The sequence below is a fragment of the Micromonospora sp. NPDC049891 genome (assembly GCF_040660295.1).
In the GTDB taxonomy this organism is placed as follows: Bacteria; Actinomycetota; Actinomycetes; order Mycobacteriales; family Micromonosporaceae; genus Micromonospora.
On sequence record NZ_JBFAML010000010.1, the window covers coordinates 110701 to 136427 of the forward strand.

Consider the following 25727-nt stretch of genomic DNA (forward strand, 5'->3'; position numbering starts at 1 on the left):
CGTCGGCGGCCACCAGCAGGATTGGAGGCCGCCGATGGCGTCCAGGCTTTTCCCCGACAACGGCAGCCGGTATGTGTTCAAAGCAAACGGCGACCAAGCGTCGAACGGGCTGATCGTCTACTACCTGGATGCCGCAGGCCAGTACCGGGCACCGGTGTACGCGTACCGCAACACCGACGCCCCCGCCGATGAGGACGCTCTCGAAAACTCGCAGACCAGGCTCGACGCGTTCGGCGGGCAGTTGCTGTTCTGGGGTCCGACCGACGACACGGACGTGCTGTATGCGACGGTCGACGGGGGGCCGATCTTCCGGGTGGCTGCGGTCCCGGAGCCGCGTCTGCGTGTTCTGGAAGACGCTGTTACCGGCCTGCTGCCGGGCGGGGACCACGAGGCCGCCACAGTGGCTGAGGTGGAGGCGCTGGCCGGCGAGGTCGCCGCCAGGCTGCCGCTGGCGGGTGGCACCCTGTCCGGCGGGTTGACGGTCGGCACCGGGACTGGTGCGACAACCTCGCTGACGGTCCGGTCGTCGTTCGCGGGCGGTGAGGACTCCGGGCAGCCGGGAACGTTCGACTCGACGGGCCGGCTGAACCTTGAGTCGTACCAGCGGGCACATTTCTACTCGTACGGCGAAGTCATCCGCATCTACAGCCGGCGCGCCGACTCGAAGCAGATGATCGCCTGGTACGGGCCGACCAGCTTCAACATGGCCACCCGCGCGCCCATCGGCTCGAACAAGCCGTGGTTTTGGATGGGCGCCCATTACGAGGCCAACGACCACGGCAGCGTGCACGGTCACTGGTCATGCGAGATCCCCGACACCAACGGCGCGCTGCAAACCCGCTTCGAAATTCCGATCTGGAACCCGGTCACGGGCCAGTACGGCATGGACAAGGGTGTCATCAAAACCAACGCGGCCGACTTCGTGGTGCGCTGCACCAACGGGCAAGAATTGCGGTTGTCCGCTCCCAACGCCCACTCCAAGCAGCTAATGTTTTCGCTGGATTCGGACGGCCGGGACGAACACCGGCGGATCGCCCTGCGGGTCACCGACACCGACGCTGACCTCCAGGTGCGCCGCTACGACAACGCGGGTGTCTTCGTGGACGCGCCGATCATCGTGAGCCGGGCGACCGGTGTGGTGAGTATCGGCGGCACGTCGGGCACCACCGGTGGCCTGACGGTGGCCCGCAACGCCGGGGTGGCCGTACAGGTCACGACCACAGCGGCAGGCGGCACCACCCTGTCCGCGACCGGCCCTGATGTCGAGTCGCGGGCGTTGCAGGCGGATGTGGCTGGCGACGCCGTGAAGCGTCTGGCTGTCCTCGTTGACGGAAAGGTCGAGTGGGGGTCGGGTGCGGCGGCCCGGGACGTCAACCTGTACCGGTCGGCGGCCGATGTCCTCAAGACCGATGACACTTTCCACGTCGATGGGTCGCTGCGGGTGCGGACGACCAGCCTCGGCGGTGGGGTCGGGGTGGTGGCCATCGCCAACGCCGGCACGGTGCCGTCACTGAACCCGTCTGGTGGTGGGGTGCTGTACGCCGAGGGTGGCAGCCTCAGGTGGAGGGGGAGCAATGGGACCGTCACCGTCATCGCCCCGGCCTGATCACCGCCAGGGCATCGATCTGACGATCGAAGACGTCCGGCAACTCACCTTCGACTTGTGGCTTGCCCATCGGGAAGCTGCTGCGGCGCGCGCGGAGGCCGACGAACTGCGCAGGCTGCTCGATCAGATGCGGCGTCAGACCGGTCCGGAGCCTGACCCGCAGGCAGGTGTGTGATGCCGGCGCCCGCAGGTTCGTTGCCTGAGGTGCCGGCGACGGTCACTGTCGACCCGACCACCGATGTTGGCATGGTGCGGCTGCTGATCACCGATCTGTCGGAGACGGATCCGCTGTTGACGGATGCCCAGTTGTTGGCGTTGCTGGCTGTCGAGGGTGGGGTGAAACTGGCGGCGGCTTCCGCGCTTGAGGTGATCGCCCGCTCTGAGGTTTTGATATCGAAGCGGATCACGGTCAACGATTTGTCGACGGATGGGCCTGCCGTGGCGGCTGAGCTGCGAGCGTCGGCGAAGGCGTTGCGGGATCAGGCGAGGGATGAGGCTGCTGCCGCTGAGGATTGGGCGGTGTCGGTGATCGACTTCGATCCGAACGCCGCATACCGCAGGTGGTGACCGCCGATGCCGCTGCAAGGCTCACGTGTAGTGCATCCCCTGTTCGAGGCCCATCATCGGCCGGTGTCTGAGTCGGCGATGACTGTGGATGTGCGGCTGATGCGGCCGGTGGAGGGCGGCGTCCGGGACAAGGCTGCCGGGGTGACCACGTTTCCGGAGCCGCAAACCGTGTGGTCTGGTCGGGCGCGGGTCCGCTCCAACCTTGGTACCAGCCCATCCGTGCAGGCCGATCGGGTGGTGGCGGTCGGCGCCTATCAGGTGATCCTGCCGGCTGATGCGCCGACACCTCGGGTGCGGGACTACTTCGATCTGTTGGGTGGGGTGTCGGATCCGTCGCTGGTCGGCATGCTGCTGCGGGTGGTGGATGTGCCCCGCTCTGGCCTGTCGTGGCAGCGGAATGTGGGCTGTGATGTGGAGCAGCCGATCAACCGTCGGGAGCCGTAATGGTCGACATCTGGGTTGAGGGCGGCCAAGCCGAGCTGGGGTTCATTGAAGCCCAGTTGCGCACGAGCCGGGGCCGGATCGGTCAGCGGGGCTCGCAGGTGGTGCGCCGGTCGACGCTCGCCGGTGAGGCCATCGCCAAAGCACGCGCGCCGGTGCGGACCGGCTACATGAAGTCGACCATCGGCCACTCATTCGCAGGAGACGGCCGGCATGGGGCGATGGAAGGCGAGTGGGGTGCCGAGGCCAGGTATAGCCGGTTCGTTGAGCTGGGCACACGTTTCATGGCTCCTCAGCCGTTCGTTGGCCCGTCCCTCGACGCTGTCACGCCCGGATTTCTCGCCGCTGTGGAGGCGATCTCTGATCCGCTCGACTAACTGAACAGTCGGGGGTGGTCGCCGTGACTGCCCCGCTGGTGCCGTCGGTTGAACCGTCCGTTGACCACGTTGAGGCCATCGCCGCGCTACTCGACGCCGGCACCGCCTTCGCTGTGCACATCGGCTCACCGGAGCCACCCGACCATGAGCTGACGTTCCCCCACTACGTGCTGTGGGGTGCCCCCGCCACACCCGGATTGCAGCGGATGCGCGGCGACGGCGGGGACGTGTGGACCCGCACCCAAATCACCTGCGTCGCCCTCACACCCCTCGACGTGATCGGCGCCGCTGACCGCGCCCGCCGTGCCCTGCACCGCAGACGGCCCACCATCCCGGGCCGCAGGTGCGGGGACATCGAGCAAGACCCCGAAGCCGCCGTCCCCCCACCGGTACCGGACCCGACACCGCGCAGCCCCGACGGCCGGCAGGTGTACATCACGGCCCTGTTTTTCCTGCTGCACAGCAGCCCGCACACCTCGTGAAAGGACCAACCGTGCCCGAGAACGAACGTCTCGGCGGGGGGCGGGCAGCCCGCACCACCCCCAACCGAACCCCCTACATCTGGGTGGAGGACGACTCCACCGGCCACCGCTACGACGTGCTGGAAACCGCTGTGCGGCCCGGCATGACTCCCGTCGCCGGCTACGAACCCAACTACACGGGGCGTCCTCGACGGCCGAAGCACCGCACCGACCTGGCCGGCGACGGCGGCACGCAGGTTCGTGGTGCGGGTGTGACGACCGCAGCCGACGCCGACGCCACCACCGCTGACGTGGGCGGCAAGTCCACCATCCAGAAGGGGGCGAGCAAGTGACCCAGCCGATGCCCACGGCGGTGACCACCAACGGCACCGTCGCCGTCAAGTTTGTGACGGCGATTGCGAACCCGGCCGCCCCAACGGTCACCGAAGTCAACGCGGTGTCGTCGATCGACCTGTCCTGCTACCTGACCGGGGACGGCTACAACGCCGAAACCAGCGAGAACACGGTGGAGGATCCGCGTCTGTGTTCGAAGCAGATTTTCGAGGCCAGGGGCGACTTCACGGACACGTTGGAGATCACCTACGTGTTCAACCCGGCGTCGCCGTCGGATGATGAGGCGCGGATCGGTCTGCCTCCCGGCACCACCGGATTCCTGACGACCCGCTGGGCCGTCGACTCGGAGGACGCGTTCGCTGCCGACGACATCGTGGACGTGATCCCGGTTGAGGCGGGGGTGCAGCGGAAGAACGCCCCGACCCGTAACGGGGTGCACCGGATCACGCAGAAGATGTTCATCACGGGTCCGGTGCGTCGGGATGTGGAGATCGTCGCCGGTGGCGGCTGAGCCGCCTTCTCCGTTCTGTCTTTCCTGATCGGGGGCGGGTCGGGTCTGGGCTGGGCGTCGCAGCCGACCCGCCCCCACTCTTTTTCTGACTTTCTGCTGGGGAGCAACCATGGATTTTGATCTTCTGCTGGATGAGGCGTCACCGCGTGAAACGGTGGTGCCGCTCTGCTTGAACGGGAAGCTGCGCGCTGAGTACGAGCAGGTGAAGGCACGCATCGACGAACGGGCCAGCGACACCGACGGCGGCGGCCTGGATGGTGACGACCGGCTGGCGAGCCGGGTACCGAAGTCCGAGCCGGACCCGGAGCAGCCGGTGTTGGATGCGCTGGTTGAGAAGATGCGCGCTCACACCGTTCCGTTCAAGCTGCGGGCGTTGGGCCGGCAGGAGTGGGCCGACCTGTTCTCCCAGCATCCGCCCCGCCGTGACAAGGACGGCCGTAGGGATCCCCGGGACACGATCGGCGTCAACTCGACCAGCTTCTTTCCGTCGCTGGTGCGGCAGTCGATCGCCGAGCCGGAGATGACGCCGGCCCGGTGGGAGAAGCTGGACAAGCGGCTGTCGGACGCACAGTTCAACAAGCTCGCCAACGCCGCCTGGCTGCTCAACCAGGTGGAGGATGATGTCCCTTTCTCGCTGAGCGGATCAGCCGACACCCCGACCTGAGGCGGAAGCTGACCGCTGCCCGCAGTGTGGGTGCGAGTTTGAAACGGTTCGACGGCTGGGAGCCCACCGAGACGACTGAGGTTGTCGAGTGGGATGAGCAGGGCCGCCCGAAACGGTGGGTGACGCGCCGTGAGGTGGAGTGGGATGTGCGGGAGCGGGCGTGGATGCTCGCCCTCGACTGGTATGAGGCGTCACTGTGCCGCAAGTGCGGGCAGCCGTTGTCCGAGTGCACGGACCCGACCAATGATCCGGACAACCCGGCCAGCGAACGCATGTACGTGGCGGAGGAACCCACCGAATGCTTTAGCTGCAAGGTGCTGGTGCGGGCTGAGGAACGCTGGCACAAAGCGGATCCCGACTCGTCACCGTTTGTGATCCACAACGCGGTGCTGGTCGACCGGCAGCGAAGGCAGCCAGCGCGGAGGGGGTGACCCCTCGTGACGGACCGCACTGTGTCTGTGCGTCTGCGGCTACTCGTCCGGGACTACACGTCCGGCGGCACGGAGGCGGAGCGGATCACCCGCCGGCTGCGGGCCGCCCAAGCCGACCTCGGTAACCAGTCTCGGCGCACCGCCCGGGATCTGACCCAGTCGGCGAAAGCGGTCGACGACTACAGCCGGAAAGCGTCCACCGGGCTGCTGCTGGTTGCTGGTGGTGCGGCTGCGGCCGGTGGCTCGTTGAAGCTGCTGCCGCCGCTGCTGGCCGCGACCGCCACCGGGGCGAGTGTTCTGCCGGGCATGCTCACCGGCCTCGCCGCATCCCTGGGCACGCTCAAGGTTGCGACCCTCGGTGTGTCTGACGCGCTCGATGAAATCTTCGACTCCGACGACCCGTTCGGCCGGCTGTCCCCCTCCGCCAAGGCGCTGGTCAACGAACTGGGCCGGCTCAAGCCGGAGCTGCTGGCGTTTCAGCAGACCATCCAAGACGCGGTCCTCGGTAGCGCGGCAGGGAACTTCAACCGTCTGGCCACCACCACCCTGCCAAGGTTGACCGCTGAGGCGACCATGCTCGGTCGGGCGTGGGACCGCACCTGGACTGGGCTCACCGACGCCGCCACGGACACGACGTTCCTCGACGGTGTGGCGGTGGCGTCCCGGTCGACGGCCCGGTTCATGGACCAGTTGGCGGTCAGGGCGCAAGCCCTGGCGCAGTCGTGGGCGATCCTCACCATGTCCGCCGATCCGCTCGTCAGGCTGGTCGGCGACAGGTTGGCCGGGGCCATCGACCGCATGAACACGGCCGCGCAGAAGGCCCGGCAGACCGGCAGCCTGGATGAGTTTTTCCGTGCCGGGGCGGAAACCGGCGGGGCGTTGCTGTCTGTTGTCGGGGACATCCTCCGCATCAGCGGCCAGGTTGTCGGTGCGGTGAACCGACAGAACGGCTCCCTCGTTGAGGCCGCCGCGAAGCTGGACGCCTACATCAAGTCGGGCCGGTCGGCTGCTGATGTGGCGGGGATTGTTGACACGTTGACTGCCTCGTATGAGGGCATGGCCGATGTGTTGGGCCCGCTCGGGTCGATCGCCCGGGATGCTTTGGCTGACCCTGCCACCCGTGACGGGTTGGCGACGATGTTCGACATCCTCGCCGCCGGATCACAGGCACTACGCGTCGTGTTCGACCTGTTCAGTGCGCTGCCGGATCCGGTGCAGTCAGTTGTGATCGCCGCTATCGCGCTCGGTGCGGTGGCGCAGAAGACGACCACCGCCGTCACTGCGCTCGGGTTGGCGGCACACGGTACGGCGGCGAAACTGACCGCCCTCGGTGGGGCTGGCGCTGCCGCAGGCAAGGGGCTCACCGGTTTGGCCGGTGCCGCCGGTAAAGCGGTAACTGCCCTGATCGCGTTGCAGCTCCTCGGGGTGGTGTTCGAGCAGTTCGAGCCCGCCGCCGCGAACGTCGACCGGTTGACCGACGCGGTGACGAAGTTCGCCAAGACTGGTGAGGAAGGCGGGGAACTCACCCGCATCTTCGGCGAAAACCTGGACGGGCTGAACAAGGCCGCGTCGGCTGCCGGTGACGGGTTCTTCGCGAAAACGGCCCGCTCCCTCGAATCGATCTTTCCGCACGTCAAATCTTTGAACGAAATCTTCCAAGGCGGCAGCTTCACCGGCTCCGTCGAACGCTTCCGGGCGCTCGACGCGGCGATGGCCCAGTATGCACGCACCACCGGCGACACTGCCGGGACGACGGCGGCGTGGCAGCGGGTCCTGTCCGAATCTGGCCTGTCGACGGCCGAGTTGGCGCGGCTGCTGCCGTCCACGTGGTCGGAGTTGGAGCGGCTACAGGCTGCCGCACACAACGGGGCCGGGTCGGTGGCGGCTCTCGAAGAACGAACGAAGCTGCTGTCGGGTGGCCTGCGGGACGCGGTCCGTAACGGCCGCGACCTCATCTCCATTTTCGAGGAGTTGAACGGCGCGGCGATCAACGCTGCCGAAGCGGAGATCAAAGCTGAGGATGCTGTCGACCGGCTGTCGGAGGCGTTGAAGCGTAACGGTCTTGCGATCAACAAGAAGACCGGCGAATTCAACACCAACAACGAAAAAGGCCGCGAAAACCTGCAACTCACCCTGGACCTGGTGAAGGCGGCGGCGGACGCGGCGCAAGCAACCTACGACGAAACCGGGTCGATCGAGCAGGCATCCGACGTGTACGACGGCTACATTGGTCGGCTGCGGAAGGCTCTTGACGGCAAAAAGTTGACGGCCGAGCAGATCGATGTGCTGATTGGCCGGTTCTCGGCGATGCCGGATTTGAAGGCGGTTCCGGTGACGACGCCGGGGCTGTCTGAGTCGACCGGCAAGGTGAACGATTTCAATTTCGCCGTCAAGTCGGTGCCGCCGAGCAAGACGGTGCCGTTCTGGGCTACCACCAGCGAGGCTGAGGCCGCTGTCCGTGTGTTGAAGGCCCGCATCGACGCCATCAAGTCGAAGCACGTCTACATCTCGGGCACCGTCCGGTGGACGTCGACCGGGGATCTGCGGGTGCCCGGCGGCAGGGTGTTGAAGGGCAACAGCCGCTGGGGTGGGGTGTGGACGCCGACGGCGATGGCCGACGGTGGCATCATGCAGGCCGGCATCTATCCGGCGTCGAATCCGCCGCTGGTGCAGTGGGCGGAGCCGGAAACGGGCGGCGAGGCGTACATTCCCCGCCGTGGTGACCGGCGACGGAATCTGTCGATCCTGTCGGAGGCTGCGGCGTGGAACAACGCGGCAGTGGTGCCGATGGCCTCTGGTGGGGTGCTGGCCGCCCAGTCGGGTTTGGTGGCTTATGCGCCGTCGTCGACTCCGGTGGCGGCACCGCGTGAGCGTGGGTCACGGTTGGACACGATTGACACGTACATTCGTGCCCGCGACGCCGTCGTCGACTTGAACAAGTCGTTGAAGGAGAACGGGCGGTCGTTCAGTCTGTCGACGGCGAAGGGTCGGGAGAACCGGTCCGCTCTGTCGTCGGCGATCCGCGCGGCCCAGGCGGCGGCCGAAGCCAAGTATGAGGAAACCGGCAGCGTCAAGGCTGCGAACGCGGCCTACGACTCGCACATCAAACGGCTGCGGGCCACACTCAAGCAGCAGGGCGTGAACGCGGCAACGATCAAGAAGCTGTTGGCCAGCATGTCGCAGCGGCCCACCTACGATGTGCCGGGCAAGCCGACCAAAACCCCCATCGGGTCGGAACGCAACATTGCCGCGATGGAGGGCCGGATCGCGGCTGAGGAATCCCTGTCCAAACTGGCGGACCATTTTTCGCTGGTGCGGCCGACGTTGGACATCAAGGACGAGACCGGCAGGGAGAACCTGACCGAACTGTTCGGATTCTTGAAGTCGGCGGAGCGGGCGGCACAGGCCGTGCTGGAGCAGACCGGCAACAAAAAGACGGCCACCGCCGTCTATGAGCAGTACGTGGCGCAACTGCGGCAGGTGCTCTCCCGGTCGGGCATGCCGAAGTCGCAGATCGACAGTCTGTTGAAAACGTATGGGCGGGTCGTGTTGCAACCCAACGCGATCGGCGGCGTGTTCGGGCCGGGTGGTAGTCCGCTGCGACTGTCGCAGGGCGGCCTCTACAACTCGGCCCGCACCCTCTACGGCTTCGCGGAACCGGCCACCGGCGGGGAACTGTTCCTGCCCAGGTTGGGTGATCGGGCTCGCGGTGAACGGCTGCTGTCCATCGGCGCTGGCTGGTACGGCGGCCGATACACCTCGGCCCGCACCGAAGGCGGCATGTCAACGCAGGTCACCAACAACCTGACCGTCACCGGCGGGCAGCAGCGCATCGGCCTACCCGAGCTGCAGACCGCGCTGCGGCAGATGGACGCGAAGGCGCGGGTCGGCCGCAAAGGCTGACCGGACAGGCCACCACACGACGGTGGAGGGGTGGTGATCGTCGATGCCGTTGTACACCGGCACCACTGTCACCACCCCACCGGTCGTCACCCCACCCGGCCCGCCGCCGATCATCCGACCCGAGCCGGTCGACCCGGGCGAGTATGTGCCGATCTGGATTGACCCGGATGGTGTCGAGTGGGTTTTGAACCCGCCCGGTGCCGACTTTTTCACCATGAACGCGACCAGCGGCTACGGCATCACCCCCGTCAACTTGATCACGAGGCCGGATCCTCGCGGCGGTGTCACGGTGACCGGGGTGCGGGCCCAGGCACGCACGTTGGTGTGGCCGGTGCGGCTTCGGGGCCGCACCCACATGGAGTTTTTGACCCGCTGGCGTGCTGTGGCGGCAGCGTTCGCCCTGACCCGACGCAGAGGGCCGGGGCTGTTTCGGCTGCGACGGCCGGACGGGTCGGAGCGGGAGTGTTTGGCCTACTACCAGTCGGGTTGGGATGGTGAGCCCGGCCAAGGCTGGACCTACGACACACCGACGCTGACGCTGCTGTGCCCGGACGGGTTTTGGCGGGACTCGCAGCCGATCGTGTTGACGCGCAGCACCGGCACGATCGGCGACTTCCTCGACCCGTTCCCCAACATCAGCAGCGGCGATGTCATCGGCGCGACGCAGATGACGAACCCTGGGCAGGTGGAGGCGTGGCCGACGTGGCGCCTCGACGGCCCAGCAACACAGTTAGTGGCGACGAACAACACGCTGGGGAAGACGTTCACCGTCAACCGCACCCTGACCGCAGGCCAGTGGATCACGATCAGCACGAGGCCGGGCAGGGTTGCCACCTCCGGTGGGACGGCGATCAACGGTGCGTTGGTGCGGCCCGGGTCGACGCTGTGGCGGTTGGAGCCGGGGGTGAACGACATCACCTTCACCGTGTCCGGCTCCGGCCCCGAAACAAAGATCAGCATGTCGTTCTATCCGCGCTACGAAACGGCCTGACCGGTGGGCGTCCACGGCCCCGCCCCCGTCGAAGCGGAATACGTCATCTGGATCACCGACCACAACCTGACACCCATCTACGAGCAGGTCGATGACTGGTCGGCCATCTCGATCACCCTCCGCTTCAACGAAGTGTCGTCGGGCGAGTTCACCGCCCCCGCCCACCCCGAACTGATGGCCGCTGTCCGCACCCCCAAAGCGCGGGCAGTGGTGGAACGCAACGGCGCCATCCTGCTGGCGGGGCCGATCGAGTACACGCCCACCGATTTCGATGCGGAACGGGACGGCTACGACGGAAACGGCGACGTGACAGTCCGCTGGGCCGACGACCTCGCCCTGGTCGCCGGCCGCCTGTCGTATCCGAACCCGGCGCAGGCGGCGAACGCGCAAACGTCGGCCCGTTGGACGTCCACCGGCACCCCTGAGGTGTTGATGCGGGCGTTGGTCAACAACAACGGCGGTCCGGGGGCGTTGACGGCCCGGCGTATCCCCCGCCTCATCCTGGGTGCCACCGCAGGCATCACCGGCTCCGTCACGTGGTCGACCCGCTTCCAGCCGGTCACCGACGACCTGCGCGGCATAGCCGCCATCTCCCCCAGCCGGGTCGGTTTCAGAACGCAGCAGGTGGGCACCGACATCGAGTTTCAGGTGTACGCCCCCACCGACCGGACCGGGTCCATGTGGATTTCCCGATCAGCCGGCAACGTCCTATCGATCAAACACGAACCCGAGGCACCGAAGGCGACGGTGGCGATCTGCGGCGGCCAGGACGCCGGGGTGAACCGGCTCATCCTCGAACGCAGCAACGTCGGCGACTGGTGGCGACTCGAAACGTTCGTGGACGGGGCCGGGGCCGCCAACTCGACGGAGTTGCAGGCGCTCGGCGATGAGGAGATCGCCAACAACGCCGAGGTGCAACGGTTGGCTGTCGTCGCCGCCGACATCGACGGCCAACGGTACGGCGTCAACTATCAGCTCGGCGACATCGTGTCGGTGGAAGCCGTCCCCGGCCTACCTGATGTGCCGGACATTGTGTCCGCTGTCGAAGTTGAGGTTGACCCCGCAGATGGGGAAACGATCCGCCCGGTGATCGGCGTCGGGTCGGCGCAGATGCTCAACCCTGCCGCCGCCGTCCAGCGTGACATTCTCCGCGCCCTCAGCCGGCGTGGCGCCCTCGTCGAAATCCCCCTGTAAGGAGGTGTGGTTGTGGCCGGGTACGCCTTCCCCACCACCGCATGGAACTCGCGGGCGCTCACTCCCCGCGAGTATGAGGATCTGTCCCACACGTACACCAGCGACGGCATCTACGGCTTCCCCACCGACCCGGCGTTGGTGTACGCCGACAGCAGCCTCCGAGGGGTGAAGATCCGCGCGAACCGGACGGTGCTGCTGCGAGGGCTGCGCTGGCATTCCGGGTCAACCGACGAATCACTGTCGTTGGACGCCAACACCACCGCCGGCACCACCCGCATCGACCTGATCGTGCTGCGCATGTCCCGCAACCCGTGGGAGGTCGCACCCGCCGTTGTGAAGGGCACCGCCACCGCAACACCGGTCGCCCCGTCACCCACCTACGGCGGAAACACCGCAACCGGGGTGTGGGAGATGCCGTTGGCGGAGGTGACGATCCCCTACAACGACAACCTGACCGACCCGGCGCAGGTCACCATGCGGGGCTGGCACGTCGGCTCCGACGGCCAGTACCGGTGCACCGCCGAAACACGGCCCCCGCATGAGGCGGGCCGCCGCATCTGGGAACACCCCAGCGGCCGGGCACTGATCTCCACGGGCGCGCAGTGGATCCTCGCCGGGGCCGGCACATCGGTGTCCACCGCCAACGCGACCGTCACCGGTTGGTCGATCGGCACCGACTCGATCGTCACCCAAGCCGGCAACTACGTCGACGTGCGCTTGGGGTCGTGGACCCGCACCGGCGGGAACATCGCCGCAGGCTCGGATGTGCGGCTACCGTGCACCGTCCCCACAGCGGCCCGCTACCCGGACCGGGACCGCCGTATGACCGTGTACATCTCCGGCGGGAAAGTCGGCGGTATCACCGTCTTCTCCGCAGGCCATCCCGACCGGGCCGGGCAGGTGTGGTTGACCAGCCACAACGGCCTGTCCACCGGCAACACGATCGTCGGCGCCGACATCACCTGGTGGCTGCCGTCATGACAGGGGGTTGCTGATGGCCCGGTACCGGTTTGGTGGCGGCATCGCCGACTGGGGTTTCGGAACCGTCACGGTGGACGGAACCGACCACATCGCGCAGGTGTCGGCTGGTGTGGCGGTGACGTTCTGGTCGGATGAGCAGGGCGGCACCCAGTACACGGACCTACTCGACTCGGACAGCCTGCCCGTCACATCAGTGTCGCTGGCCGACGGCACTGGGGTGCGCGCCCGAGGTCAGATTCCGCCGCTGTTCGGTCCGGACGGTGTGACCCGCATGTGGGCGCAGGCCGGCACGAATCCGCGTGCTCTGATGGTGACGACGGACGCCGCTGATATCACCACCGACCCGGGGACGATCCTGCCGCCGCTGTCCCTGTCGGGGACGGTGACGGTCGGCACCGGCGTTCACCGCCTGTACAACGACACGACGGTGGTGTTGCGGGTTGCCGGTGTCCGCGCATCAGTGGGCACACCGTCATCGTCCGGTTCGGTGGTCGTCGATGTGAACCGTAACGGGACCACCATCTTCCCGACGCAGGCGAACCGGCCCGCTATCGCATCCGGATCATCCACGTCGGGCAAAAACACGCTGGCTGAGGTCACCGAGCTGGGTGTCAACGACTACCTGACCGTCGATGTGGATTCTGCTGGGACTGGCGCCGCGAATCTGGTGGTGCAGATCCTCGTGACCCGCTCCTAACCGGATGGGGGGTGGGTTGTGCCGACGCTGCTGAACACGTTCGCCACCGGCCAGTCCGCAGGCACAGCCGTGTCGGCGGCCACCTCCGGTGATGGTGCGGCCGGCACCCCGTTCGATGGGGTGACCGTCGGTGCCGGTAACACGTTGACGATCGCCTCCGGTGGCGGCGCGAACGTCACTGTCGGAGCGTCGTCGGGTCAGCCCGCGTATGTGGAGTGGTCGACGTCGCTGACCCCGTCTGCGACGTCGGCGATGCTGTACGCGTCGATCGGTTTGGATTTCGCTGCGAATCCGGGCACCGGGTTGGCGATTGTGCGGGGCATGTCCGGCACGTCGCAGCGGTGGCGTATCGAGTTGACGTCGTCGGCGACGGTGCAGATCCGTAACGCCGCGAACGGCACGATCGGGTCGGCGTCTGCGGCGTTGGCGACGGGGACGCATCACCGTATTGAGGTGGCCGCTGCCGGCCACAACAGCAACGGTGAGATTGAGGTCCGCATCTACGCCGGCAACGGCACCACCCCTGTCGAAACGTTGGGGCCGTTCACCTCGCAGGTGCTGGGTGGGCCGGTGTCGTCCATCCGTTACATCGTGGGTGCGTCCGCGTCCCCGGCGTCGGCGACGAGCGTGCACATCCGCTATGTGGGCGGGTCGACGACGGCGTGGATGGGTCCGGCGGTGCCGACCCCGACGGTGGGGCATGTGTGGGTGGGGGCGGTCACCCACACCTCGGCGGTCGTGTCTTACGGCATGTCGAATATCGGGTCGGCAAGGTTGGTGGTGTCGACGTCGGAGGATTTGTCGTCGCCGGTGTACTCGTCTGCGATTGCCCCCAACGCGGACGGGTTCCTGAAACTGTCGCGGGGTTCCCTGTCGACGAACACGCTGCACTACTTCGGGGTTGAGGCTGACGGGGCGCTGCTCGCGTCGGGCCGTGGCTCGTTCCGCACCGACCCGACCCCGGGCACCCCGACGTCGTTCAGTGTCGCGTTCGGGTCGTGTCAGCAAACCAACTCCAACGCCGAAACCTTCGCGAAGATCGCCGAGCGGGTGGGGCCGTACGGCAAAGCCCGCCGCATGCTCCACGAAGGCGACTTGCACTACCGGGATTTCGGGGCCGGCACGACGGCCGCCGATGTGGCCAGCCAGTACAAGACCAGCCTGGGCACACCCAACATGGTGCAGATGCTGTCGACGGTGCCGACCGCGTATGTGTGGGACAACCACGACTGGGGTGGCACCGACAGCAACGCGGCAGCACCGGCCGGACCGTTCCTGGCCGCCGCATACCGGCAGGTGGTGCCCCACTACCCTTTGGCTACGGCAGGGTCGGTGGCGATCCACCAGTCGTTTGTGATCGGCCGCGTCCGGTTCATCGCCCTCGACACGAGGTCGCAACGGTCGGATCGGACGTTGGCGGAGTCGTCGTCGAAAACGATGCTCGGCACCGAACAGAAAACCTGGTTCAAAGCGCAACTGCTGGAACCCGAACCCCTCAAAATCGTGGTCAGTGGCATCTACTGGCGGCGTGACGCCGTCAACGGCGACCGGTGGGGCTCCTACCAAACCGAGTGGGCTGAACTCCGGGACTGGGTTGCCGCCCAGGGCGCTGCGGTCGGCAAAGTGCTGGTCGTCTCCGGGGACCGGCACGCCTTGTACGCCGACGACGGCACCGGCGGCCCGTCCGGCGGCACCTACTGGCCGAACGTCGGCGGCGCCGCCTTCGACCAGGGCAGCACGGGTGCGTTCGAGACGTGGACGCACGGCTACTACAGCGTGAGCGGGAACCTGCGCGCCTACGGATGGCTGGACATCACCGATTCGGGGGCCGGTATCACGGTCGCCTATTCGGGGATCACGTCGGCTGACGATGTGGTGCGGGTGTCGATGACGGTGGATGTGCCTGCTGCTGCTGTGTTGCCGGCCCGCTGGGGCATTCACCTGCGCTGAGGTTCGGGGGTGTGTGGTGCCGCTGTTCGCAGGATCCACCACCCCGCCGCCGACGGTGCGGGTGGAGTTCGACCAGCCCGCCTATCGGCGCGGCGACACGATCCGTTTTCAGGTGCTGGTGGAGGGGGCTCCGCTGGTGGTTGCGCCGGTCGAGTTTGCCGGGTCGGTGACGCTGCCGGGCGGTGAGGTTCGGATGGTGTCCGCTGCCGTGGATGTGGTTGACGGGCCGGTGTTCAACGCGTTCACGGCGGTCGGCTACCGGGTCGAGCAGGACCCTTACAACCCGTCCTACTACGTCGCTACACCTGAGGCTGGGGAGGGCACATGATCGAAGGGGTATGCCACGGCGGGCCGATGCACGGCCTGACTGTGGTCAGTCGCGGCCAGTGTGGGCTGCTGGTGGCGGACAAGCCGTCCGGCCAGTGCTGGTTGTACGCCTGGCGTGACGGGGCGTTCCACTTCCATGAGCGGCGCGTGTTGGACATGGTGCGGGCTGTGGATGCGGCGATGGGCGAGGACTGGGATGTGGTCGCCCTGCCGGGTGGGGTGGTGGCTGATGGCGACCGCTAACCCGTCCCCTACCCGGATCAGCGCCCCGTTGTGGACGTTGTGGCTGCGCTTCGAGGCCGCCGAGCCGACCGCTCTGCTGGGCGGAATCCTCGCCTTGAAGGCGGGCTACCACTCGTACCGGTCGCGGCTGCCGGGCACCGACTACAGCTCTGGCCGTGATGTGGCGGCCGATAAGCAGGGTTCGGCCGAGTTGGCGTCGGCGGTCGATTTGACGATGTCGACGGCGGCGATGATCCGCTACACGGGCCGCCTCGATAAGGCTGCACGCGCCAAGGATCCGCGCCTGTACACGCCCGCCGGGCCGATCATCCGCGAGTTCATCGGCACGCTCGACGGCAAGACCGTCTACTGCTACGTGCTGGTGGGCGGTAAACCGCTCGGTGTTGGTGCGGACGCCGGTCCGGATCCGGGCCGCGACAAGTCGCACCTGTGGCACCTGCACATCAGCATCATCCGCCGGTTCGCCGCTGATGCTGCCGCCCTGGATGGGCTCCTGTCGGTGCTGCTCGGCGAAACCCTGGACGCGTGGCGGAAACGCACCCAGCCCACAACGCCCGGAAAGGAGACCACGATGGCAACTGCCACCGAGATCGCTAAGGCGATCATGGAGCAGTACAAGACCCCCGACGGGCGCACCCTCGCCGGCAGCCTCGACGCGCTACTCAAGCCTGCGGGTGACAACGCCCTCGGGCGGCAGGTCACCCGATCCGACACCGTCCCCGCAGCCCGCCCACCGCACCACAACGCCGACTACGGCGACCCGGCTGACCCGAAGGTCGGCAACAAACAGTGGACTCTCGGGTACGCGCTACAGGCTGCGGTGGAGGCGTCCCGGTCGGGTAGCACCCTCGCCGCCGAGACGCTGGCCGAGGTGCGGGCGGTGCGCGCCGGTCAGGCAGCCATCCTCGCCGCCATACAAGGGCTCGACACGGCGCAGGTGCTGCGGCGCATCGACGACCTCGCAGCCGAGGAACGCGCCCGCGACGCCGCCCTGCTGGACGCCCTGTCCCGCATCGAATCCGAGGATCTGGCCGCCGACGAGGTGGTGCGGCTCATCGGGGAACGCCTCACATCGGTCAGCCGGGAGCAATGAGACCAGCAGCCCTGCACGAGCGTTTGGGGAGACGCGGACGTGCACTGATGGTGTTCGCGGCCCTCGACATCGTGTACGCGGCACGCCTCGCCACCGTCGACCCCGGCGAGCGGGGCTTCTACTCGTGGCTTCACGAGTGCGCCCCGCTGCGGTTGTGGGCGGTGCCGTGGCTGCTCGTGGCGGTCATGTGCGCGCACGGCGCGTTGCGTACCACCTGCGACAAGGCGGCGTTCGCGGCGGCCATCGGCATCAAAGTGCTGTGGTCGTGCCTGTACCTCTCGGGCTGGCTGTTGGGGGATGTGCCTGAGGGTTGGGTGTCGGCCAGTGTGTGGGCGGCATTCGCAGCGTGTGTGTGGTTGATAGCCGGGTGGCCCGAGCCGATCAACGGAAAAGGACGCCCACCATGGACACCACCCTTGGGGTGATTATCGCTGCTGGCCTGTCTGCGTTGGCGGCAGTGTTAGCGAGTGTGATCACGAGCCGAGTCGCTGGCCGAGCCAACAACACGAATGCGATGTTGGCGTGGGCTGAGCAGATGCGGGCGAGTGAGGCGGAAGCGCGTCGGGAGGCGCGGGAGTCTCGGGACCGCGCGGAGCGGATCCGGGATGAGGCGGATGCGGATGTGGAGCGTCTGCGGGTCAAGGTCAGCGAGTTGGAGTCCGGGTTGGCGAATGCCACCAAGTTGGTGGAGCGTCTGTCGGACACGTTGACGTCGGTGGCTGCGGAGGTGTGGCGGCCGGAACCGGATTTGGCTGCGCTGCGCCGGCTGGTGGGGCGTCCGTCGGCGCCGGGTGTGAATGGCCGCAGCTAGTAGGGTTCGCGGGCGTTGATGCGCCAGGTGCCGGTGATGCCGTGCTGCCAGCGGGTGAGCCCGTCGATCCAGTCACGGAGCCGCTGGGCTTCGGCGTGCGCTTCGTGTTCGCTGCCGTGCTCGGATCGTCGGGTTGGGTTCTCGGCGGGCACGTTGTGCAACACGATCCACCTACCTGACCCGTCCATCCGCTGTTCGATTCGCACCGTCGCGGCGGGGATGCCGCTGTCGTCGAGGTGCAGCCACCATGCGGCGCGGACCTGCGGCTGACCTGGCATGGGCTCACGGTACGCCGCCGAACCTTAAACGATCACGGCCCGGACTCAGGGTTCGGGCCGTTTCCTTGAATCCCAACATCACCCCTTAGGAGGGGTCATGGACTCTGTCATCCTCCCCGAACTGCCCACCTGGCTGTTCGCCCCCAACCTTCCCGGTGTCCTGTCGCTGGCCCTCACCGTCCTCCTGCCGCTGGTGGCTGCCCTGTTCATGCGGCAGTCGTGGTCGGCCGGGCCGAAGGGCCTCGTGCTGCTGGCCCTGGCTGCTGTGAAGGCGTTCCTGGAAGCGTGGCTGGCCGCCGTCAACGCCGGAGCCGCCTTCAACGCTGTCGAGGTCGGCTATGCGATCGTCGTGAACTTCGGGATCGCGGTGGCCGCCTACTTCGGCCTGCTGCGGGACACGAGTGTGCAGCAGGCCGCCATCGCTTCCGGGCCGGTGAAGGACGCTCCCGAGGGTGGCCGTCACACCGACCCGGTGGTCTGACCTGTGCTGGCTGTCATCCTGCTGATCGCCGCGTTGGCGTTCGCTCTGCTCAAGGCGTTCGGTGTGCCTGCCCGGGTGGATTTCGGGTGGCTCGCCTTCGCGTGTGTGATCGCCGCCGTGCTGCTCATCCCGGCCGTGCAAGCGGTCGGATCCTGATCTGGCGTCGTTTCCAGCTCCCCAGCGGCGACGCCACCCGGGGCCGTCTCGCCCTCTGCTCTGCCGCCACAGCGGGCAGGTAGGGCGGGCGGCCCCACCTTTCGTGTTCACGGGGTTGGCCTGCCGGTGTGGGATGCCGGCCGTGCGGGCACTGGTCGCATGCAGGTTGCAGGTGGACTCTTGCTGTAACGCAAGCTTTCGGGGGGACCAGATGAGGGCCGCAGTGTGGCGTGACTTCCTGGGCGCCGTGGTGGAGGCGGTACGGCGGCCGAAGCCGGGCCGAGACGATGCGCTGCGGGCCGAGCGGGGCCGGGGTGTGCGCCGTCTCGCCACTGAGGTGGTTGCCCGCAACCGACGTCGGGGCGGGAAGGGCAGCAGAGTCGCCTAGCCGGCAGGTGTGGGGATAGGCCACAGCCGCTCCCCCAACTCGACGTCAGCACGCAGCCGGAAAACACACGGCCAGTAGGCGTATCCGCAGTCGCGGCATCGGCGGGCATCCTCATCGGATCGGCTGTGCCGTGCCGCGAGCACCCGCCAATACTCACGATCCACACCCACTGATGTACCCGTTCAGCAGGGAAAACGAACCGGCCCCACCGCCCATCACGGGCAGGTGGGGCCGGCTTTCTGCGTGTCAGGCCGAGGTCAGTTCACCCCGGGCTGCCGCACCCACGAACGCCGCGAAGTCGAGCGGCGCGACCAGCAGCACCGGACCGTCCGGATCCTTCGAATCCCGCACACCGACCACACCCGGCATGTCCGCGTTCACCTCAACGCAGTTGTCGCAGTTCGGCCCACTCTTGGACGACTTGAACCACCCACGCTGTGCCATCTGTGCTCCTACCTGTACAGCCCGACACCCGCCGGGCAACCAAATGGGGTGGTCCTATTCGGGCGGCACCAGACGCAGCGCAGGCCGACCAGCCCGCCGCAGCACATCCCTCGCCCAATCCTCTTGCCCGCACCCATCACCGGGGCACTCCACACAGCAGGGGCGGCCCTCATCGTGCGCGGTCACAGTCATCTGCGCCGAGCGGCGGACACTGCCCGGATCGGTGGGCTCATCGAGGCGGCTCACCGGGTGCCCTCCACGTTCTGCCTGATCGCCGCCGACGCCACCGGTGACTCAAAGCACCAGCCGCCGCCGCAGTCGGGGTCGGGGTTCGCGCACGTGTGCCCGCGCACCCACACTGTGCCGCCAACCTCCTGCTGATAGACGCGGACGGTCCACACGATGACGTTTTGGTTGGTGCCGGCCTGTCTGCGGGTGCCCCACTCCCCCGCGCGTAGCCGCAGTCGGGTTCCCTCAGGCACGTTCAGGTCGATGATGCTCACCGCACCCACCAGCGGGGTCGGGGCAGGTTGCCGGCGATCCGGTCGCGGGCCGGTGGCGGTGTCGGACGCTCGTTACGGTGACGACGCATGTGCCCTCCCCATGGTGGGGTTGTGGTGGCCGTACCGCGTGCTCGGGGATTGCACGCCGGGTGGCAGGCGCGACCACCACAACCAAGGGACTACGCAAGGCTGCCGGGGCGACCGGGACCGTCCACGTCCAGCAGCGCGATCATCCACATCCGAACCGCCCCGACACCTCACAACCAGCCGGAACGGTTCTTGCACCCCATCCTCACCCCGCCTACCGTCAACAGGGGAGGTACCGGGCGTCTACACCCGTCTACAGATCGGCGACCACCGTGGATCACACCATCGGTGCGGTGCTCCAATCACTACGCGAGTCAGCGGGACTTACTCTCGCTGGCCTCGCGGACCGCGCCCACTACAGCAAAGCGGCACTCGGCCATGTGGAGACAGGCCGCCGCCGACCATCACACGACCTTTTGGCTGCGTGCGACGAGGCGTTGGGTACGGCTCCGCTGCTGGCCACTCTGCTCGCCCTCGATGGGGAGGACCACGTCATGCAGCGTCGTGCTCTGCTCGCCACCCTCGCATCCGCTACCGGTGTCGCCGGTGTTTCTGGCGCCGCCGCTGTCGCCGAGTTGATCCGGCAAGGGCTCCTGGATTCGGCCGGGGAGGCGGAGGATTGGGGGCAGGTGGTCGCCGACTACTCCCGCCGTTTGGTCGTCGACCCGTCGCCTGCGTTCGGTGCCGCCCTGCTCGGCCAGATCATGTTGGCGAAGCAGCAGATCGTGGATGTGGGCCCGACTGCGGAGCGGCTGCGGGCCGCCGCGTTGTTGGGCCAGTTGTATGGGCTGTGGCAGGGCAACCAGGATCAGATCCCGCAGGCGCACGGCTGGTACCGGACTGCCGCTACTCTCGCCGACCGGTCGGGGGACACGCCGGCCCGTGTTTTCTGCCGCGCGAGGACGGCCAGCAGGGGAATCTTCGAGGGCTACACACTCGGTGAGGCCGCCGGCCGTGCCCGCGACGCCCTCGCCATCTCCGACCGGCCCTCACTTGGTGCGTTGGAAGCCCATTCCGCCCTGGTGCACGTCCACGCCCTCACCTTGGACCTGGCCGCTGGGCGGCGAGCGTTGGCCGGGATGCTCGACGTCGCCGACCGGCTCGACGACACCGGCCCAGACGGACCAAGCGCCCGCACCGTTTCGTTCGCCCACTACCTCGAATCGAGGTGCGGCACCCCCCGATCCGCTGACCGCATGTGGGAGCAAGCCGAACCGCTCCTACGGCCTGTCCCCGTCTGGTGGCGGGAAGCGCAGTGCTACTACGGCCTGTCCCTCGTGAGGCGCGGCGAGGTCGGGGCTGGCATCGCCTACGCGCTCGAAGCAGTCACCGCGCTACCCGTACCCGTCCGCACCGTCAGCGTCGCGGTGTCCGATCTGCTGCGGGTGGTTCCCCGCACCCACCGCTCCACCGATCTGGACGAGCTGCGCACCCACGCCGCCACCACACCGGGTCCGTGGGTAGCGTTGGGGGCATGACGAGACCACGCCGCCACCAGCCGGAGCAGGCACGTGAGGCGTGGCGGATCCGAGACGAAGCACGGCCGATGATCGACGCGGTGGAAGAGACACGCGACGAACCCGGCCGGCTCGTCCGGTCGCCGTGCGACGACCGCACCTGCCCCACCTGCTGGGGCACCCCGGAAGAGGCGGAGCATCGGCGGCGTACAGGTCTGCCGGTGGGGCATCCGTCGGCGGCGCCGCCACGGCCGGAGCAGCACGGCTACGTTCGCCGGGACGACGGTCCGCAGCCATGGGAGCGGTGACGCTGCCGTAGGCGGGCAAGGAAAAGCCCCACCTCGGCTTGGGGTGGGGCTTCGCTGCGCCTGGGGGCTACCGGCCGCCGCGTTGGATGGCTGCTCGGCTGCGGGGAAGTTCGACGGCGAAGAACGTGATGGTGTCGGCCCGCTGCGTTTTGGTGCCGGTGACGGTGATGTCGAGGTCGGCGGCGACGGCGTTGATCTGGGGGACCGTCAGCTTCATGAGGGTGGCGCGGACGGTGTCGGGGTTGGTGGCGGTGCGGATGGCGGCGGCGTTCATCGGGGCTCCCTCGTGTGGTTGGTCCACCCATTGTGCAGCGCTAGCGCTGTACGGTCTACCGCGTGTGAGCAGGTCAAACACTGCCGGGTTGCGTTCGAGGGGTGCCGCATGCTCGGCGGGTAGTGCGCGAATCGGGGCATTCCGGGGCGCGGGATACGGTCAGTCACCGCGCAAGCGCGTGGCCCACGTCACAGGGTGTCGGTGTGTCCGGATATGGGATCCGGCTGTCACCCACCCGACACGCGAAACTGCAGGTCACCCAAACGCTGTGACCCACTCCACAACATAACCGGGCAAGACCGGCATGCGCGCCCCGGCCCCTGGAACACGCAAGCTGTACGCAGCGTCACCCAACGCGCGGCGGGGTTGACGGACGCCGAGCAACCCACTCATCCACCGACGACTCCCACCACCACGGCGTACGCGCATCAAACTCGCCGTCCCGCAGCGGGGCCGGATTGTGGCGCGGCAGACGGCGAGACACATACGCCCGCCACGTCGAAGACGACACACCGGCCCGCGCCGCAGCCTGCGACACCGTCAACCGCTCGCCCCCACCCTTGCCAGCCATACCGGTCAGCTTACAGCGCTAGCAATGCACGAAAGAGCCCCCGCGCGGGCATCGGTCCGGCGGGGGCTCGACACGTTTCGCGGCTACCTGCGGCGAGATCGCCAACGCCGCCGACGACGCCGCTTGCCGGGCAGCAGCACACCGACCAGCACGGTGGCGAACCCGGACCCGTAGACGACACCGTCAACCCACGTAGCCACCGGACCGGCCGCTGCCTGACGGCCGACCACCCACGCGGCCGCCAGCCACAGTCCAACCCACAAGGCGGCCTTGACCTGCCGAGGGTTCGCCGCAGCAGACTTGACCGCAGACCACACCCAGCCGCACGCCTGCGCCCACGGTCGCTGCGACCTGACCGCCGCGCGGGGGCTGCTCTTGCCCGGCTGCCATCCCGGCTCCCGGGCTTGACGGTGCTCCTTGGCCCGCCACACCTCGATCCGGTCCGGGTTGTCGGTATTGAACTCGTAGTTGTAAACGGGCCGCTGCGGCTGCTGACCGGCCACGAGCACGGCACCGTTACGAATCCACCACTGCTCGCGGGCGTCCAACTCGGCCGCAGTCCAGTAGCCCTCTTCGATCGGCCAGGAGCCGCCGCAGATCAGATCGGAGAACGGCTGATCGGTGCGGTGCTGCTCCTGCCGCTCCCACACCGTCTGCACACTCTTACCGATGTAGCCGACGACCGGCGGTGCACCAGGAATCACCTTCCCGGTGCGCTTGTCGACGGGCAGGGTGGGGATGCCGTACACGACGCTGCGGCGACGTTCCCCCACCGGGCGGGGCCGAGGAACGCCACGCGGACGTTGACGCTGAACAGTCACCGCTCCACGTCCTCAGCGCCCTCGGACAACTGAGACAGCAGATCCTCCTGAACGTGCTCGCACACCTGGTAGAAACCGTGCTTCGGCTTGAACGCGAACCCGTCATCCACCAACTTCTTCAACACCTGACGGGCCATCGAGATCGAACACCGCAACCCCTGGGCGCGCATCGGCTTCAACGCTCCATCGATGGCCTCAATGTCCATTGGCCCACCGTTGGCGAGCAGGATCGACGACACCGCCTCCCGCGCATCCTTCACATCCGCACCGCCAGCGGAAGGCGCGGCTGCGGCCGGCTGCGGCGTCCAATGCCCCTCCGCACGACCGCCCTGACGCTTACCGGCCTCAGCCCACTCCACCCACTCGTGTCCGAACGCCTCCAACGTCTCCGGCGGCAGCACGGCCGGATAGCCGATCGGATTGTTGTTGTCGTCGAACAGCAGGTCGTACACGTTCATGTCGGCGTCCTCGTCGGACGGAATGTACGACTGGCGGGCGTGCATCGTCTGCTGCTCCCCATCCGCCACCAGACACATGCCCGGCAGCTTCGGCAACTGGCGCGGGTCAGCGGTCAACGTGCCGCCGGTGACCACGGAGGTGAGGCTGTCGGTGGTCCGGCCCAGCAGGGCGTAGCCGCCCGCCAGCATGTCCCGCAGACCACGCGAGCCGGTGTCGCCGAGGGTACCCATGTGGGTGCCGATGACCACCCGGATACCGCAGGCACGCATCTTCCTCGCCAGCAGTTCCAGCGGGCCGATGAACTGCTGATCCTTGGCGATCTCGTGGAACTCGTCGAGCGTCCACGACAGGATCGGCCCGTGGATACGCGGATCCCACTTGATGCCGCCCTCCCGGGGGCGGCCCTTCTTGTCGACCCACTGATAGGACGACAGCATGTGGTAGCGGCGGTCCATCTCCCGGATGAGGGCGTCCCGCATCAGGTAGGCGTCGTCGGCGGTCGACCCGGCGCCGTGCAGGGCGCGCCGGAACTCGCCGTACGACTCGAAGTGCTTGAAGTCGTGCAGGAACGACGCGAACAGGCCACGCTTCTGCCCGGTCTGCGGGTCGGTGTGCGCGAAGTACCGTTCGATGATGAGCTGCTTGCGCAGGTTCTCCGACTTCCCGGACCCGGTGGTTCCGGTGACGATTTTCGACGGGGCACCCCACCCGTACCGGTAGAACGGCTCCCACATTTCTGAGCCGTCGATGTAGTAGCCGGTCAACGCCACCCCACGCTCAACGTCGATGGAGTCTGGTCCGGCCCATACTTTCGCTTGGGCGAGCGGCGGGTTCGGCTGCACCAGCATCAGCACATCGTTGGGGTCGTCCTGCTCCACGAAGTTGAAGAACCGTCGGTGCACCCCGAACGTGCCTGCGATGACCCGCAGGTGCCCCTTCGCGGAGGCGTCGGTGAGCATGTCGATGGCGACCGCGCCTGGCCTGGTGGCGCGGATGATGATGCCCCACCCGCCGACCACCTTCCGGTATGACTCGGGTAGCAGGATCGTGTCGCGGACCGCGCCGTTCGGGTTTTCGGCCACCCAGCGTTGGGCGGCGGCGACGCCGGGCGGGGTGCGGTCGACGACCTGCACTTGCTGTGGTGGCTGCTCGGCGGGCTGTTCGGCGGGCTTGTCGGCGGTCCGTGTCGAGTCGGCATGCGTCAGGTAGGGGCGGGAGCCGACGACGGCCAGGCCGGCGAGCAGCCCACCGAACACAGCGAACTGTCCGGGGCTCGACGTCCAGTCGGCGATGTCGGCGGCACGCTCCCACCCGACAGCGGCAGCAGCAGCGTAGGCGGCGGTGCGGGCACGGCGGGCGGCCAGCCGGCGGCGACGCTTACCGGCCACCTCATCGGACGGATCCAACCGGTTGTTCTTGATGTCGTCGCGCAGCAGCCACCAGTTCGTCACCCGATACGCCGCGTAGGCGGCGCCGGGCAGCAGCGACCATTCGGCGAGTTCCGCCCACCACGGCAGATCGGCGCGGTCGTTGACAGCCCCGGTCACGCCCACGGCGACAGCAGCCCCCGCGACCCGAATCCGTTCATCTGCGGCATCCCACACCCGCCGCCACGGCAGCCCGCCACGCGCCTTCGACTCACTCTCGGCGGTCATCTCACAGCCGTGGTCTGGGCAGAACCGGGTCGCAGCGCCGGGCAGCAGCCACAGGATCCGGTCGCACGGCACCACCTGCATCGTCGGTGGCCTACCGTCACCAGCGTCGACCATGGTTTCGATGCGGCCACGCGAACAGCGGTGCCGTACGTGGGCGGTGCGCCGATTGTCGGCGTCCACCGGCACCGGATACGCAGACTGGCGGGGAACACTGTCCGCGTCCAGCCACACCCGCGCCCACCC

31 protein-coding genes are annotated in these 25727 nt (G+C 67.8%); 25 read left to right on the forward strand and 6 right to left on the reverse strand.

The features are described 5' to 3' along the window. Window positions 1-34: 34 nt before the first annotated feature. The 20 genes from AB0I71_RS15555 to AB0I71_RS15650 all read left to right on the forward strand — a co-directional run bounded on the left by AB0I71_RS15555 (window position 35) and on the right by AB0I71_RS15650 (window position 17602). Window positions 35-1606, forward strand: a complete 1572-nt coding sequence (locus AB0I71_RS15555; protein ID WP_357584992.1) for a hypothetical protein — start codon at window positions 35-37, stop codon at window positions 1604-1606. Window positions 1607-1780: 174 nt separating this feature from the next. Beyond that, entirely contained in the window at window positions 1781-2173 is a 393-nt protein-coding gene (locus tag AB0I71_RS15560; RefSeq protein ID WP_357584994.1) for a hypothetical protein, read from the forward strand. Window positions 2174-2179: 6 nt separating this feature from the next. Next, window positions 2180-2617, forward strand: a complete 438-nt coding sequence (locus AB0I71_RS15565) for a DUF6093 family protein (RefSeq protein ID WP_357584996.1) — start codon at window positions 2180-2182, stop codon at window positions 2615-2617. Next, window positions 2617-2991, forward strand: a complete 375-nt coding sequence (locus AB0I71_RS15570; protein WP_357584998.1) for an HK97-gp10 family putative phage morphogenesis protein — start codon at window positions 2617-2619, stop codon at window positions 2989-2991. The genes AB0I71_RS15565 and AB0I71_RS15570 overlap by 1 nt, the downstream gene beginning before the upstream one ends. Before the next feature lie 23 nt (window positions 2992-3014). Continuing rightward, complete coding sequence (locus AB0I71_RS15575; RefSeq protein ID WP_357585000.1) at window positions 3015-3473, forward strand: hypothetical protein; 459 nt, start codon at window positions 3015-3017, stop codon at window positions 3471-3473. Between the two features lie 11 nt (window positions 3474-3484). Further along, window positions 3485-3805: a hypothetical protein gene (locus AB0I71_RS15580; RefSeq protein WP_357585002.1), complete on the forward strand. Its 321-nt coding sequence runs from the start codon at window positions 3485-3487 to the stop codon at window positions 3803-3805. Next, the gene (locus tag AB0I71_RS15585; RefSeq protein ID WP_357585004.1) at window positions 3802-4317 is read left to right on the forward strand and encodes a hypothetical protein; all 516 of its coding nucleotides are present in this window, start codon (window positions 3802-3804) and stop codon (window positions 4315-4317) included. The genes AB0I71_RS15580 and AB0I71_RS15585 overlap by 4 nt, the downstream gene beginning before the upstream one ends. A gap of 109 nt (window positions 4318-4426) precedes the next feature. Next, window positions 4427-4981, forward strand: coding sequence for a hypothetical protein (locus AB0I71_RS15590; RefSeq protein ID WP_357585006.1), 555 nt, complete (start codon window positions 4427-4429; stop codon window positions 4979-4981). A gap of 38 nt (window positions 4982-5019) precedes the next feature. Continuing rightward, a complete protein-coding gene (locus tag AB0I71_RS15595) occupies window positions 5020-5412 on the forward strand; it encodes a hypothetical protein (protein WP_357585008.1) in 393 nt (130 codons plus the stop codon). Between the two features lie 21 nt (window positions 5413-5433). Then, window positions 5434-9315, forward strand: coding sequence for a hypothetical protein (locus AB0I71_RS15600; RefSeq protein ID WP_357585010.1), 3882 nt, complete (start codon window positions 5434-5436; stop codon window positions 9313-9315). A gap of 289 nt (window positions 9316-9604) precedes the next feature. Continuing rightward, on the forward strand, window positions 9605-10306 hold the full coding sequence (locus tag AB0I71_RS15605) for a hypothetical protein (protein ID WP_357585012.1): 702 nt from the start codon (window positions 9605-9607) through the stop codon (window positions 10304-10306). 3 nt (window positions 10307-10309) lie between these two features. Beyond that, window positions 10310-11500: a hypothetical protein gene (locus AB0I71_RS15610; protein ID WP_357585014.1), complete on the forward strand. Its 1191-nt coding sequence runs from the start codon at window positions 10310-10312 to the stop codon at window positions 11498-11500. 12 nt (window positions 11501-11512) lie between these two features. Next, complete coding sequence (locus AB0I71_RS15615; RefSeq protein WP_357585016.1) at window positions 11513-12481, forward strand: hypothetical protein; 969 nt, start codon at window positions 11513-11515, stop codon at window positions 12479-12481. A gap of 13 nt (window positions 12482-12494) precedes the next feature. After that, complete coding sequence (locus AB0I71_RS15620; protein ID WP_357585018.1) at window positions 12495-13178, forward strand: hypothetical protein; 684 nt, start codon at window positions 12495-12497, stop codon at window positions 13176-13178. An 18-nt stretch (window positions 13179-13196) separates the two neighbouring features. Further along, window positions 13197-15128 carry an alkaline phosphatase D family protein gene (locus AB0I71_RS15625; protein WP_357585020.1) on the forward strand — a complete coding sequence of 644 codons (1932 nt, stop codon included), beginning with the start codon at window positions 13197-13199 and terminating at the stop codon, window positions 15126-15128. Between the two features lie 16 nt (window positions 15129-15144). Beyond that, the gene (locus AB0I71_RS15630) at window positions 15145-15456 is read left to right on the forward strand and encodes a hypothetical protein (protein WP_357585022.1); all 312 of its coding nucleotides are present in this window, start codon (window positions 15145-15147) and stop codon (window positions 15454-15456) included. Beyond that, entirely contained in the window at window positions 15453-15698 is a 246-nt protein-coding gene (locus AB0I71_RS15635; protein WP_357585024.1) for a hypothetical protein, read from the forward strand. Before AB0I71_RS15630 ends, AB0I71_RS15635 begins: the two co-directional genes overlap by 4 nt. Further along, on the forward strand, window positions 15685-16791 hold the full coding sequence (locus AB0I71_RS15640) for a hypothetical protein (protein WP_357585026.1): 1107 nt from the start codon (window positions 15685-15687) through the stop codon (window positions 16789-16791). The genes AB0I71_RS15635 and AB0I71_RS15640 overlap by 14 nt, the downstream gene beginning before the upstream one ends. A 47-nt stretch (window positions 16792-16838) precedes the next feature. Next, window positions 16839-17216, forward strand: a complete 378-nt coding sequence (locus AB0I71_RS15645) for a hypothetical protein (protein WP_357585028.1) — start codon at window positions 16839-16841, stop codon at window positions 17214-17216. Next, window positions 17195-17602: a hypothetical protein gene (locus AB0I71_RS15650; protein ID WP_357585030.1), complete on the forward strand. Its 408-nt coding sequence runs from the start codon at window positions 17195-17197 to the stop codon at window positions 17600-17602. The genes AB0I71_RS15645 and AB0I71_RS15650 overlap by 22 nt, the downstream gene beginning before the upstream one ends. Here the strand turns inward: AB0I71_RS15650 and AB0I71_RS15655 are convergent. Next, window positions 17599-17880, reverse strand: a complete 282-nt coding sequence (locus AB0I71_RS15655) for a hypothetical protein (RefSeq protein ID WP_357585032.1) — start codon at window positions 17878-17880, stop codon at window positions 17599-17601. The genes AB0I71_RS15650 and AB0I71_RS15655 overlap by 4 nt on opposite strands. A gap of 97 nt (window positions 17881-17977) precedes the next feature. On the opposite strand from AB0I71_RS15655, the gene AB0I71_RS15660 reads away from it, so the two are divergent. The 3 genes from AB0I71_RS15660 (at window position 17978) to AB0I71_RS15670 (ending at window position 18905) form a co-directional block, all read left to right on the forward strand. Continuing rightward, a complete protein-coding gene (locus AB0I71_RS15660) occupies window positions 17978-18361 on the forward strand; it encodes a hypothetical protein (RefSeq protein WP_357585034.1) in 384 nt (127 codons plus the stop codon). A 3-nt stretch (window positions 18362-18364) separates the two neighbouring features. Then, window positions 18365-18517, forward strand: a complete 153-nt coding sequence (locus AB0I71_RS15665) for a hypothetical protein (protein ID WP_357585036.1) — start codon at window positions 18365-18367, stop codon at window positions 18515-18517. Window positions 18518-18728: 211 nt separating this feature from the next. Beyond that, entirely contained in the window at window positions 18729-18905 is a 177-nt protein-coding gene (locus AB0I71_RS15670; RefSeq protein WP_357585038.1) for a hypothetical protein, read from the forward strand. 246 nt (window positions 18906-19151) lie between these two features. Here AB0I71_RS15670 and AB0I71_RS15675 read toward each other — a convergent pair whose 3' ends face one another. Further along, window positions 19152-19349 carry a DUF397 domain-containing protein gene (locus AB0I71_RS15675; RefSeq protein WP_357585040.1) on the reverse strand — a complete coding sequence of 66 codons (198 nt, stop codon included), beginning with the start codon at window positions 19347-19349 and terminating at the stop codon, window positions 19152-19154. A gap of 242 nt (window positions 19350-19591) precedes the next feature. Further along, on the reverse strand, window positions 19592-19852 hold the full coding sequence (locus AB0I71_RS15680; RefSeq protein WP_357585042.1) for a hypothetical protein: 261 nt from the start codon (window positions 19850-19852) through the stop codon (window positions 19592-19594). 380 nt (window positions 19853-20232) lie between these two features. On the opposite strand from AB0I71_RS15680, the gene AB0I71_RS15685 reads away from it, so the two are divergent. Together AB0I71_RS15685 and AB0I71_RS15690 are read left to right on the forward strand one after the other, a co-directional pair. Beyond that, window positions 20233-21417 carry a helix-turn-helix transcriptional regulator gene (locus AB0I71_RS15685; protein WP_357585044.1) on the forward strand — a complete coding sequence of 395 codons (1185 nt, stop codon included), beginning with the start codon at window positions 20233-20235 and terminating at the stop codon, window positions 21415-21417. Next, a complete protein-coding gene (locus tag AB0I71_RS15690; protein WP_357585046.1) occupies window positions 21414-21704 on the forward strand; it encodes a hypothetical protein in 291 nt (96 codons plus the stop codon). Before AB0I71_RS15685 ends, AB0I71_RS15690 begins: the two co-directional genes overlap by 4 nt. A gap of 67 nt (window positions 21705-21771) precedes the next feature. Here the strand turns inward: AB0I71_RS15690 and AB0I71_RS15695 are convergent, their stop codons facing one another. The 3 genes from AB0I71_RS15695 to AB0I71_RS15705 form a co-directional block, all read right to left on the reverse strand. Continuing rightward, window positions 21772-21978 (reverse strand): hypothetical protein, encoded by a 207-nt coding sequence (locus AB0I71_RS15695; protein ID WP_357585048.1) that lies wholly within the window; start codon window positions 21976-21978, stop codon window positions 21772-21774. A gap of 654 nt (window positions 21979-22632) precedes the next feature. Further along, complete coding sequence (locus AB0I71_RS15700) at window positions 22633-23370, reverse strand: hypothetical protein (RefSeq protein ID WP_357585050.1); 738 nt, start codon at window positions 23368-23370, stop codon at window positions 22633-22635. Continuing rightward, window positions 23367-25664 (reverse strand): hypothetical protein, encoded by a 2298-nt coding sequence (locus AB0I71_RS15705; protein WP_357585053.1) that lies wholly within the window; start codon window positions 25662-25664, stop codon window positions 23367-23369. The genes AB0I71_RS15700 and AB0I71_RS15705 overlap by 4 nt, the downstream gene beginning before the upstream one ends. Between the last annotated feature and the right edge of the window lie 63 nt (window positions 25665-25727).